At 68.5% G+C, this 11,978-nt stretch carries 9 protein-coding genes; 8 read left to right on the top strand and 1 reads right to left on the bottom strand.

Annotation, left to right across the window (positions count from 1 at the left end; genetic code table 11):
- From VFR64_03350 to VFR64_03360, 3 genes are all read left to right on the top strand, one after another.
- On the top strand, positions 1–309 hold a 309-nt coding region (locus tag VFR64_03350), incomplete at its 5' end, for an Ldh family oxidoreductase (GenBank protein ID HET9488782.1).
- A gap of 313 nt (positions 310–622) precedes the next feature.
- Positions 623–901, top strand: coding sequence for a hypothetical protein (locus VFR64_03355; GenBank protein HET9488783.1), 279 nt, complete (start codon positions 623–625; stop codon positions 899–901).
- Between the two features lie 236 nt (positions 902–1,137).
- Positions 1,138–1,635: an HNH endonuclease signature motif containing protein gene (locus VFR64_03360; GenBank protein ID HET9488784.1), complete on the top strand. Its 498-nt coding sequence runs from the start codon at positions 1,138–1,140 to the stop codon at positions 1,633–1,635.
- On the opposite strand, the gene VFR64_03365 is transcribed toward VFR64_03360, so the two are convergent.
- Positions 1,619–2,302 carry a metalloregulator ArsR/SmtB family transcription factor gene (locus VFR64_03365; protein ID HET9488785.1) on the bottom strand — a complete coding sequence of 228 codons (684 nt, stop codon included), beginning with the start codon at positions 2,300–2,302 and terminating at the stop codon, positions 1,619–1,621. The genes VFR64_03360 and VFR64_03365 overlap by 17 nt on opposite strands.
- Before the next feature lie 142 nt (positions 2,303–2,444).
- Between VFR64_03365 and VFR64_03370 the strand changes: the two genes are divergently transcribed.
- From VFR64_03370 to VFR64_03390, 5 genes are all read left to right on the top strand, one after another.
- Positions 2,445–3,245, top strand: coding sequence for an aldolase/citrate lyase family protein (locus VFR64_03370; protein ID HET9488786.1), 801 nt, complete (start codon positions 2,445–2,447; stop codon positions 3,243–3,245).
- Between the two features lie 73 nt (positions 3,246–3,318).
- The gene (locus tag VFR64_03375; protein ID HET9488787.1) at positions 3,319–3,849 is read left to right on the top strand and encodes a DinB family protein; all 531 of its coding nucleotides are present in this window, start codon (positions 3,319–3,321) and stop codon (positions 3,847–3,849) included.
- 3 nt (positions 3,850–3,852) lie between these two features.
- Entirely contained in the window at positions 3,853–11,364 is a 7,512-nt protein-coding gene (locus VFR64_03380) for a GAF domain-containing protein (GenBank protein HET9488788.1), read from the top strand.
- Positions 11,364–11,741 carry a response regulator gene (locus tag VFR64_03385; protein ID HET9488789.1) on the top strand — a complete coding sequence of 126 codons (378 nt, stop codon included), beginning with the start codon at positions 11,364–11,366 and terminating at the stop codon, positions 11,739–11,741. The genes VFR64_03380 and VFR64_03385 overlap by 1 nt, the downstream gene beginning before the upstream one ends.
- On the top strand, positions 11,738–11,978 hold a 241-nt coding region (locus VFR64_03390; protein ID HET9488790.1), incomplete at its 3' end, for a histidine kinase dimerization/phospho-acceptor domain-containing protein. The genes VFR64_03385 and VFR64_03390, both read left to right, overlap by 4 nt.

Genomic DNA, 11,978 nt, shown 5'->3' on the forward strand with positions numbered 1-11,978 from the left:
TTCTCGCCCATCCGCAACCGGACTCAGAAGCCCTCCGACCCCCACAACATCGGCCACTTCTTCCTCGCCATCGACCCGCGCGCCTTCCGGCCCGACGGCGAGTTCGAGAACGACCTCGATCAGGTCATCGACGTGCTCCACGACGCCCGGCCCGCCGACCCCAGGCAACCCGTGCTGGTCGCCGGGGACCCGGAGATGGCCACGCGCGCCGAGCGTCTTCGTGACGGCGTACCGATCCCGGACGACCTCATGGATCAGCTGCGCGAGGTGGCCAGGCGCGCGGGCGTGCCGTTCGTGCTGGCGGGGTAGCGGCGGCGGTCTGGAGCGCGTCCCTCCGTCGCGGCAGCCAATAGCCGCGCCTACCGTCAATGGTCAGGCCACGGCGCGGGTTCGCGGCACGAGCTTGTGTCTGAATTTTTGCTTACTTGACAAGTCCCCGGGGCGCGCCGAGCGTCCGCCGGCTCTGCTTCACTCAGGCTTGCCCAGCGCTCCGCAAAGGGCTGTAGGGCCATAGAACGCGATGTCCTCGCGAAAAAGGTCGATCCCGAAGAGATCGTGTGTCGTGCCCCCTCGCAGAGCCCTCCGAAATCGGGGTGTACAGTCGCCCCAACAAGGGGGCGACATGGGGATTCTCTCGCCAATTCGTGTTCCGACCGACGATCGAACCGCAGAGCTCGACCGGCTCGGCGACGAGATCGCCGAGCTGGCCGCTCACCTGGACGCCGCGACGGCTCGCCTGCTTGATCTCATCCGCGAGTTCGATACGCGCTGTATCAGAACGAGCGCGCCAAGGAGCAGGAACGCTCCGATGAAACCAACACCTCGGGTGTACCCCGCACCAGCTCGGGCGACGTTGCCGCGGGAACGTGTGCTGCACCTCTGGGAACGTTTTCGGTCGTGACCGACACCTCCTCGCTGGCCCAGCAGCAGGCCGACGCTCTGGCGCTGCTAGCGGAGACGGCTTTGCACCGCGGGCTCGATCCCGGGGCCCCAGGCGAACGCTACCAGGTGGTCGTCCACGTCGATGCCGAGCTCCTGGCCGACCAGGACGCGCCTGGCCACTCCGTCCTCGAGGACGGCACACGCGTTCCAGCTGGAACGTCCCAGCGCCTGGCCTGCGACGCCGGCCGGGTGGTCATGCGCCATGACAGGCACGGGCGCCTGCAGGAAATCGGCGCCCGAACGCGGACGATCCCACCCGCCCTGCGCAGAGCGCTGCAGCACCGCGACCGCGGCTGTCGCTTCCCGGGCTGCGGCGTCCGCTTCGGCCAGGGACATCACATCCGGCACTGGGCTCAAGGTGGCCCCACCACGCTCTCGAATCGCACGTTGCTCTGTCGGCGGCACCACCGGGCGGTCCACGAAGAGGGCTTTCAGGTCGATCGAGAGTCCGATGGCGCGCTGCGATTCTGCCGGCCAGACGGGCGGCTCATCCCCGAGGTTCCATCGCCGGCCGCAGCGCCTGCCGATCCGGCGCACGCGCTTCGATCAGGCCACGTAGCGCAGGGCCTCAACATCCACCCGCGTACTTCGTGCCCAGGCTGGCTGGGGGAGCCCCTCGACGTCGGCTGGGCGATCGACGTCTTGCATCCTCGCGCTCTCAAGAATTTGCCGCCTTTCAGATCCGAACCTTGAACACTCGCGCGAGCTGAAGCCGTCCCGCCGGCGTCACCAGGAGCGCACGAGTCCCGCGAAGCCGGCGCACCCAGCCGCGGCGCAGCGCCAGCTCCGCGAGGGCGGTGCCCAGCGGACCGGCCACATGGTGGCGGCGCTCCGTCCAATCTACACACTTGCGCGCGGGTGTCTGACCTGAGCGGCTCTTCAGCTCGATCCCGAGGGGCCGCAGGGCCTGCGTGCCCTCGGGGGTTAGCCGATAATCGCCGTCGCCGTCCGCGAGCCACCCTTGGGCGACCAGCGCATCGGCGAGGGCCACACCCAGCTTGCCGGCCAGGTGGCTGTAGCACGTGCGCGCCTCCCTCACCCGAGTGGCGACAGGATCTGTCCCGTTGGCGTCGGCGTGGCGCTGCAGCGGCGGGGCGACGACGGCCAGCGCTTCGACCGCATGCCCGACCTCCGGCCCGGCCAGCCGATAGTAGCGCCACCGGCCCTGCTGCTCGACGCGCAGGATGCGGCCGGCGACGAGCTTCGCGAGGTGGTTGCTGGCGGTCTGAGCCGAGACGCCGGCGCGGGCGGCGAGCTCTCCGGCCGGCCGGGCCTCGCCGCCGGCCAGCGCCATGCACATGGCCGCGCGGGAGGCGTCGCTGAGCAGATCGGCCACGAACGCGATGTCGGGTTCCATCATGGTGGCTCCTCCCATCTGATCGGCGCCAGCTTAGCGCCGAGTCGGCCCGGATGTTTCACCGCGCGTCGAACCCAAAATACGTGCCCGGGAACCCCAAATGCTCGTCCGGTGGTGTAGAGTGGCGGGCCACGGAGGCGCCGGCATGAACGACAACGCCTACAGGATGCGCGCCGAGCGGGGCGAGGAGCAGATCGGGACCTGGGTGACCATGATCCGGACCCCCGCCGTCCTCACGCTGCTCAAGTCGGCCGGCCTCGACTTCGCCCGGGTCGACATGGAGCACTCCCCGTTCTCGATGGAGACCGTCGCCGACATGGCGACGCTGGCCCGCGCGCTGGATTTCCCCCTCGTGGTGCGTCCGCCCGAAGGCAATCGGGAGTGGATCACCCGGCTCCTGGACGCCGGGGTGTGGAATCTCCATGTGCCCCAGGTCGACACGCCGGAGCAGGCCGTGGTGGTGGCGGCGTGCTGCCGCTATGCGCCTCTGGGCGAGCGGGGCATGTACGGCTTCGGCCCGCACACCGAGTACCGGCCGCTGACGCCGAACGAGCACATGGCCGCCGCCAACGCGCGAGTCCACGTGACGATCATGCTGGAGAGCAAGCGCGCCTTCGAGCGGCTGGACGAGATCGCGTCGGTCCCCGGCATCGACGCCCTCACCCTGGGGCCGACCGATCTGGCCCAGGACCTGGGCGTGCTGGGCACTCCTGCTCAGCGCCAGGTGCTCGACGAGCATCGCCGGAGACTCGTAGAGGCCGCGCGCAAGCACGGCAAGGCCGTGGCGATGCTGACCGACAGCGTGGACGGCGTGCGCCAGATGATCGCGCTCGGGGCGACGATCATCAACTATTCGTCGGACGCCGCGGTGCTGCGGTCCAGCTACAGCGCGGTCGTCGCCGAGCTACGCCGTGAGCCTTCGGTCAAAGGTCGAGCGGCTTCTTGACGGTCGCTGATACCGTGGACTACTCTCGCTACGCTCGACCTGGTGGCTTCCTGCCGGGCGACCAGAGGACGGCATGATCACCGATGTCGCGTCCTACCTTCGGTTCTTCGATAGCGTCACTCGACGAACCGCTCGTGACGTGGCGGCCCTGCCCCCGGAGGCAGCGGCGTGGCGTCCGCCGGCGGTCAGCGGAGAGGCGGGGTGGTCCATCGGCCAGATCGTCGGACACATCGGCATCGCCCGCCTGTACTTCGGCAGCGCCTATCGCCAGGAGGGCTGGATCGCCCCCGCCGCCGAACTGGAGCCTGACGATCAGCGGACCTGGCTTTCCTGGCTCGAGACCTCGGCGACCCGCTTCGTCGGGCTGCTGAAAGACACTCCCGACGCCTGGCTGAGCCGGCGCGTCGAGATGATCGACACCCCGGGCTCGACCCTGTCCGGCTGGCGCATCCTCATGATGCTGGTCGAGCACGAGGTCCACCATCGCTCGCAGATCGACGCCTACGCCGGGCTCCAGGGTTGGCCAGTGCCCGATATCTTCAACCGTTCCGCCGAAGACATCGCCGCGCTCCGGGCCGAGCAGCTCTCCCGGCACCGAGGCTGAGTGATGGCGCGGACCACCAAGGCCGAGCTCGGCCTGGAGCTCGAGGCGTTGCGCAACGCGCTCGACCAGGAGCGAGCACAGCGGGCGAGGCTCGAGAAGGGTCTGACCGAGGCGCAGGAGCAGCAGGCGGCGACCGGCGAGATCCTGCGCATCATCAGTAGCGCCCCCAGGGACATTCAGCCGGTGCTGGACGCGATCGCGGACAGTGCGGCACGGCTCTGTGAGGCCAGTGACGCGGAGATCTATCGCGTCGATGGCCAGGTCTACCGGCGGGTGGCACATCGTGGGCCGGTACCCATCGCGGGGCCCGTGGGCGAGACCTATCCGCTGACTCGCGGTAGACCGTCCTCACGCGCGGTCGTCGACCGACGGACGATCCACGTCCACGATCAGGCGGCAGAAATCGACACCGAGTTTCCCGATCTCAAGGCCTGGCCCGCGGTGGCGGGCGTCCGGACCATCCTGGCCACTCCCCTGCTGCGTGACGGCGCGCCGCTGGGGGTGATCGTGATTCGGCGCACGGAGGTCAGGCCTTTCTCGGATAAACACATCGCGCTCCTCCAGACCTTCGCCGACCAGGCCGCGATCGCCATCGAGAACACGCGGCTGTTCACGGAGCTGCAGGCGCGCAACCGCGATCTCACCGATGCCCTCGATCGTCAGACCGCCACCGCAGACATTCTGCGGACAATCAGCCAGGCTCAGGCGGATGTCCAGCCGGTCTTCGAAGCCATCGCCGACAGCGCGATGCGGCTGTTCGGCGCCTGGTCGGCGGTCGTGTTCCGTCACGAGGGCGGACTCGTCCGTGCGGCCGCCGCGCGCGGCGGGCTGCCCGGTAGTAGCGAGGTCTTCCTGAAGCAGCTCGGCAGACCGCACCGCCCGACTGATGCGTATCCGGCGGGTCGGGCCGTCATGACCCGGACCGTGCAGCACGTGGCGGACGCCGAGAACGATCCCGCCTGGGGCCCGCGGCTGCGCGATGATGCCCGGCTCCGTGGCTTCCGTTCCATCGTCGCGGTTCCGATGCTCCGAGGAGAAGAATCCGTCGGCGTCATCGCGGTGACCAGGCGCGAGGTCGGGGGCTTCTCCCCCGCCGAGATCGCGCTGCTCCAGACCTTCGCCGATCAGGCGGTGATCGCCGTCGAGAACGCGCGGCTGCTCAGCGAGCTGCAAGCGAAGAACGCCGACCTCACCGCGGCCCTGGAGCAGCAGACGGCCACCAGCGAGATCCTGCGGGTCATCTCGCGGTCGCCGACGGACGTCCAGCCCGTGTTCGAGGCGATCGTCGCGAATGCCGCTCGCCTGTGCGACGCCGATCTCAGCTCGGCGGCCCGCTACGACGGTGGGTTGCTCCATCTGATGGCGACCAGCCACATGTCCGCGGAAGAGATCCAGGCGTATCACAGCCTGTTTCCGCGACCGCCCCTGCGCAACTTCATCATGGGACGGGCCGTGCTCGAAGGCCAGGCGGTGCATGTCGAGGACATCGAGGCCGATCCCGAGTACGACGCCCGGACCCGTCAGGTGCTCCAGCGGGCGGGGGCCTATCGGACGTTTTTGGCCGTCCCCATTCTGCGTGATGGCCAGCCGATCGGTGTGATCGGATGCACGCGGCGAGCAGTGAAGCCCTTCACCGCCACGCAGATCCAGCTCGTGAAGACGTTCGCCGACCAGGCGGTGATCGCCGTCGAGAACGCGCGCCTGTTCAAAGAGCTGGAGGCCCGCAACAGCGAGCTGCGGGTGGCCCTGGAGCAGCAGACGGCCACTAGCGAGTTGCTCAAGGTTATCGGACGCTCGACCTTCGACCTCGAGCCCGTATTCGAGACGCTGGCCGAGAACGCCGTGCGTTTGTGTGCGGCCGAACGCGGGTTCGTCTACCGCTTCGACGGTCAGGTGCTGCGACTGGTCGTTGCCCACAATGCCTCCACCGAGTTTATCGCGTTCATCGAGCGGAATCCGTTCGGCCCCGGTCCCGAAAGCTGCGCCGGGCGTGCCGCCCTCGAGCGGCGCACGATACACATCCATGACGTCCGTACCGACCCCGAATACACCTATGGGTCCACCTCGGTAGATCCCTACCGGACGATCCTCGGGGTCCCCATGCTCAGGATGGATGAACTGCTCGGCGTCATCATCGTGTACCGGCATGAAGTCCGGCCGTTCACCGATGATCAGATCGCCCTGGTGGAGACCTTCGCCGACCAGGCCGCCATCGCCATCGAGAACGCGCGGCTCCTCAGCGAGCTGCAGGCCAGGAACGCCGACCTCACCGACGCCCTGGAGCAGCAGACGGCGACCGCGGAGATTCTGCGAGTCACCTCGAGCTCGCCGACGGATGTCCAGCCGGTCTTCGATACGATCGCGCAGAACGCCCGCCGCCTGTGCGAGGCGGGTAGCTCGCAGGTCGTCATCTATGACGGCGAGTTGATGCACCTGCAGGCGCTCGACAACACCGACCCTGAACGGACGGAGGCGCTGAGGAGCGTGTTCCCCATGAGGCCTCACAGGGGGTCGGCCGCCGGCCGGGCGATCCTGAGCGGGCGGCCCGTCCACGTCCCGGATCTCCGCGAGGACCGGGAGTACGACATCCGGGCGGTCGTGAGCGCGGGGCTCGCCAGCGTTCTGTCAGTACCCATGCTCCGCGATGGTGTACCGATCGGCAGCATCAACGTCCATATCTGGGGGACGCCCCGGCCGTTCTCCGACAGGCAAGTCGCCCTCCTGCAGACCTTCGCCGACCAGGCGGTCATCGCCATCCAGAACGTGCGCTTGTTCAGGGAGCTTGAGGCTCGGAACAGCGAGCTGCGAGTGGCTCTCGAGCAACAGACGGCGACCAGCGAGCTGCTCAAGGTGATCGGGCGCTCCACCTTCGACCTCCAACCGGTCTTCGACACGCTGGCCGAGAACGCCGTCACTCTGTGCGAGGCCGAGCGCGCGTTCATCTGGCAGTTCGATGGCCAGCTTCTGCAACTGGCCGTCGCCTACAACGCCTCGCCCGAGCTCCGAGCCTTCGTCGAGCAGCATCCCATGGCCCCCGGCCGCGGGAGCACGGCAGCGCGCGCCGCCCTCGAGCGGCGCACGATACACGTCCACGATCTCCTGGCCGACCCGGAGTACACCTACGGGGCGACCCAGGTGGATCCCATCCGGACCGTGCTGGGCCTCCCGATGCTCCGGGCGAACGAGCTGCTGGGCGTGATCATCATCTACCGGCACGAGGTTCGGCCGTTCACCGACAGCCAGATCGCCCTGATGGAGACGTTCGCCGACCAGGCCGCCATCGCCATCGAGAACGCGCGGCTGCTCAGTGAGCTGCAGACCAAGAACGCCAACCTCACCGAGGCCCTGGAGCAGCAGACGGCCACCGCCGAGATCCTGAGGGTCATCAGCACCTCGCCGACGGATATCCAGCCCGTCCTGGACACGGTGGTCAGGAGCGCCGCCCGCTTCTGCGGCTCCAAGGATGCCGAGATCTTCTACCGGGAGGGGGACAGCCTGAGGATCGCCGCGCACTACGGACCGATTCCGAGCCCGGCAGGCCGCCTGGTCCCGATCAACCGAGGGACCGTCGGGGGAACCGCCGTGCTCGAACGGCGGGTCGTTCACGTGCCCGATCTTCAGACCGATTCGGAGAGATTCCCCGTGGGTAGCGCCTTCGCTCGTGAGTTCGGCTATCGGACCACGCTGGTCGTGCCGCTGCTGCGGGAAGGGACGGCGGTGGGCACCATCAATCTCCGACGCGACGAGGTGAACCCGTTCACGGACAAGCAGATCGCGCTGCTGCAGACCTTCGCCGATCAGGCCGTCATCGCGATCGGGAACGTCCGCCTGTTCAAGGAGCTGGAGGAGCGCAACAGCGAGCTGCGGGTTTCGCTCGAGCAGCAGACGGCGACCAGCGAGCTGCTCAAGCTGATCGGGCGGTCCACCTTCGATCTGCAACCGGTCTTCGAGACGCTGGGCGAGAACGCGGTCCGGCTGTGCGAGGCCGAACGCGCCTTGATCTTCCGCTTCGACGGCCAGGTACTGCGAGTCGTGGCCGCCCACAACGTCTCCCCCGAGCTCAGAGCCTTCGTCGAGCAACACCCTATTTCGCCGGGGCGTCACAGCGGCGCCGCCCGGGCCGCTCTCGAGCGGCGCACCATCCACATCCGCGATGCACGGGACGACCCCGAATACACCTTTGGGGTGGCGCAGATCGAACCCACGCGGACGGTGCTGGCGATCCCGATGCTCCGGGCCGATGAGCTGTTGGGTGTCATCCTCATCTACCGGCACGAGGCCCGGCCGTTCACCGACAATCAGATCGCCCTCATGGAGACGTTCGCCGACCAGGCGGCCATCGCCATCGAGAACCAGCGGTTGCTGAGCGAGCTGCAGACCAAGAACGCCGATCTCTCCGAGGCGCTCGAGCAGCAAACCGCGACCAGCGAGATTCTCCGCGTCATCAGTCGCTCGCCGACGGACGTGCAACCGGTCTTCGACGCGATCGTGCAGAGCGCGACGAGGCTGTGCGACGCCGCCTTCGGGGCCGCGTTCCGGTTCGACGGTCAGCAGCTTACATTCGCGGCTCATCACAACGCGACTCCGGCCGAGCTGGAGATCTTGCGTCGCGTCTATCCGCAGCCGGCGACGCGCGGCAGGGCGACCGGACGTGCCATCGTCGATCGCCGGATCGTCCATATTCAGGACATCCGAGAGGACTCTGAGTACAGCAGCCCGGTGCGCCAGGAGACGGGGTGGCGCACGGTGCTGGCGGTTCCCATGCTGCGCGATGGCGAACCGATCGGCGCCCTGGGACTGTGGCGGCGCGAGGTCAGACCTTTCACCGACAAGCAGATCGATCTGGTATCGACGTTTGCCGACCAGGCGGTGATCGCCGTCGAGAACGTCCGCCTGTTCACGGAACTGGAGGCGCGCAACAGCGAGCTGCGGGTGGCGCTCGAGCAGCAAACGGCCACCAGCGAGCTGCTCAAGGTGATCGGGCGGTCCACCTTCGATCTCCAGCCGGTGTTCGAGACGCTGGCCGAGAACGCCGTCCGGCTGTGCGAGGCTAAGCGGGCGTTCGTGTTCCGCTTCGACGGTCAGGTGCTGCGGGTCGTCGCCACGTACAATGTCTCGGCCGATCGCAGAGCCTTCGCCGAGAGCCATCCCATTGCTCCGGGGCGCGATAGCGCCGGAGGCCGGGCCTGCCTGGAGCGGCGCGCAGTCCACATTCACGACGTCCAGAGCGATCCGGACTATGCCTACCGGATCGGGCAGGCCGACCCGACCGCGACCCGGACCGTGCTCGCCGTCCCGATGCTCAGGGCGGATGAGCTGCTGGGCGTGATCACCATCTACCGGTTCGAGGTCCGGCCGTTCAGCGACAACCAGATCGCGCTCCTGGAGACTTTTGCCGACCAGGCGGCCATTGCCATCGAGAACGCGCGGCTGCTCACCGAGCTGCAGGCCCGTACGACCCAGCTCACCCGCTCGGTCCAGGAGCTCCAGGCTCTGGGGGAGGTCAGCCAGGCCCTCAGCTCCACCCTCGACCTCGACGCCGTGCTCGACACGATCGTGTCTCGGGCCAACCAGCTCCTTGCCGGCACGGATGCGTGCTCCGTCTACGAGTACGACGAGCGGACCGAGGAGTTCCAGCTCCGGGCCACCAACAACCTCGACGAGCAGGTCGTCACCGTCGCCCGGCGCACGACGGTGCGACGAGGCGAAGGTGTCCTGGGACGCATGGCCGGGACGCGTGAGCCCGTCCAGATTCCTGACATCGCCCAGACGGGCGCGTATCATGGCCCCCTGCGCGATGTCCTCTTGCGGACGGGCACCCGGGCCCTGCTGGCCATCCCGCTGCTCCGCGAGGACCACCTGGTGGGCGGGCTGACCGTCAACAAGAAGACGCCGGGCGAGTTTTCACCCGAGGTGATCGACCTCCTCAAGACCTTCGCCGCTCAGTCGGCGGTGGCCATCCAGAACGCGCGGCTGTTCCGGGAGATCGAGGACAAGAGCCGGCAGCTCGAGGTGGCCGACCGCCACAAGTCCGAGTTCCTGGCCAACATGTCCCACGAGCTGCGGACGCCGCTCAACGCCATCATCGGCTACAGCGAGATGCTGCAGGAGGATGCCGCCGACCTGGGGGCCGAGCAGTTCACCGATGACCTCGGGAAGATCAACGCGGCCGGCAAGCACTTGCTGGAGCTCATCAACGCCGTGCTCGACCTGTCCAAGATCGAAGCGGGCAAGATGGAGCTCTACCTCGAGACGTTCGATGTGGCCGCGCTGGTCCGGGACATCGCCGCGGTGATCCAGCCTCTGGCTGCCAAGAACGCCAACCGCCTCGAGGTCGCCTGCCCCGATGGAATCGGGACGATGCGGGCGGACCTGACGAAGGTACGCCAGGCGCTCTTCAACCTCCTGAGCAACGCCTGCAAGTTCACCGAGCGGGGGGCCGTCGCGCTGGCCGTCGAGCGCGAACGGCTCGACGGCCAGGACTGGATGGTGTTCAGCGTGGCGGACACGGGAATCGGCATGACACCGGAGCAGCTCACCCGGCTGTTCGAGGCCTTCTCGCAGGCCGACGCGGCCACGACCCGGCGGTTCGGCGGGACCGGCCTCGGCCTGGCCCTCAGCCGGCGGCTCTGTCGGATGATGGGCGGCGACGTCACCGTCAAGAGCGAGGCGGGCCGGGGCAGCACCTTCACCATCCGGCTACCGGCCCACGTGGCCGAGGCGGTCGAGGAGCCCACGGCCCCGGCCACAGCCCGCGCGCTTGTCGGCATCGGCACCGTCCTGGTGATCGACGACGAGGCGGCGGTGCGCGACCTGATGCAGCGCTTCCTCAGCAAGCAAGGCTTCCGCGTCGTCACCGCGTCCGGCGGCGAGGAGGGCCTGCGCCGGGCCCGGGAGTTGCGGCCCGACGCGATCACGCTGGACGTCATGATGCCGGGCATGGACGGCTGGGCGGTGCTCTCCGCGCTCAAGGCCGACGCCGAGGTGGCCGACATTCCCGTCATCATGCTGACCATCGTCGATGACCGGAATCTGGGCTATGCGCTTGGCGCCGCCGATTATCTGACCAAACCCATCGACCGCGAGCGCCTGGTGGCCGTGCTCAAGAAGTACCGGCGCGACCTCCCAGTGCTCGTGGTGGACGACGACGCTGTGCTCCGCCAGCTCCTCCGGCGGATGCTCGAGCCCGAGGGGTTCACGGTGGTGGAGGCGGAAAACGGCCGCGTGGCTCTCGAGCGCCTGCGCGAGGTTTCGCCGAGCGTCGTCCTGCTGGACTTGATGATGCCGGAGATGGACGGGTTCGAGTTCGCCGCCGAGTTTCGCCGTCACGAGGCCTGGCGCGCCGTTCCGATCGTCGTCATCACCGCCCGCGATCTGTCCCGGGAGGACCACGAGCGGCTCAACGGCTACGTCCAGAAGATCCTCCAGAAGGGCGCGCACGGCCGCGATCAGCTCCTGGCCGAGGTGCGCGAGCTGGTGGCGAGCAGCGTGGCCCGCCGGAGACCGACGGCCTGATGGTCAAGATCCTTCTGGTCGAGGACAACGAGATGAACCGGGACATGCTCTCCCGCCGCCTCACCCGGCGCGGGTACGAGGTGGCCATCGCGGTCGACGGCGAGCAGGGCCTGGCCATGGCACGCGCGGAGCCTCCGGCGCTGATCCTGATGGACATGAGCCTGCCCGGACTGGACGGGTGGGAGGCCACGCGCCAGCTCAAGGCCGCGCCCGAGACCCGATCCATCCCGGTGATCGCCCTCACCGCGCACGCCATGGCCGGCGACCGGGAGAAGGCCATCGCGGCCGGCTGCGACGATTTCGACACCAAGCCCATCGATCTCGCCCGGCTGCTCGAGAAGATCGAGGTCGTCCTCGGCCGGGCCGCCGGCGCGTGAGCATCGACCCTGCGGCGCAGCTGCGCCACGAGCTGCGCACGCCGCTCAACCACATCATCGGCTACACCGAGATGCTCCTGGAGGAGCTCGAGGACAGCCACAAGCCCGAGCTGGCCGCCGGCCTCGGCGCGGTCCGCGACGACGCCCGCCAGCTGCTGACCAGGCTCAACGAGGTACTGGCGCGAGGCCAGACCGGAGCGCCGGACCTCGCGGCCGCGCGCGGCACTCTGGGCCCGC

Source organism: Candidatus Methylomirabilota bacterium (genome assembly GCA_035709005.1).
In the GTDB taxonomy this organism is placed as follows: domain Bacteria; phylum Methylomirabilota; class Methylomirabilia; order Rokubacteriales; family CSP1-6; genus 40CM-4-69-5.

Coding starts and splice junctions, on each gene's coding strand:
- VFR64_03375 (HET9488787.1), top strand. CDS start 3,319: ATGATCACCGATGTCGCGTCCTACCTTCGGTTCTTCGATAGCGTCACT.
- VFR64_03385 (HET9488789.1), top strand. CDS start 11,364: ATGGTCAAGATCCTTCTGGTCGAGGACAACGAGATGAACCGGGACATG.
- VFR64_03365 (HET9488785.1), bottom strand. CDS start 2,302: ATGATGGAACCCGACATCGCGTTCGTGGCCGATCTGCTCAGCGACGCC.
- VFR64_03355 (HET9488783.1), top strand. CDS start 623: ATGGGGATTCTCTCGCCAATTCGTGTTCCGACCGACGATCGAACCGCA.
- VFR64_03370 (HET9488786.1), top strand. CDS start 2,445: ATGAACGACAACGCCTACAGGATGCGCGCCGAGCGGGGCGAGGAGCAG.
- VFR64_03360 (HET9488784.1), top strand. CDS start 1,138: ATGCGCCATGACAGGCACGGGCGCCTGCAGGAAATCGGCGCCCGAACG.
- VFR64_03380 (HET9488788.1), top strand. CDS start 3,853: ATGGCGCGGACCACCAAGGCCGAGCTCGGCCTGGAGCTCGAGGCGTTG.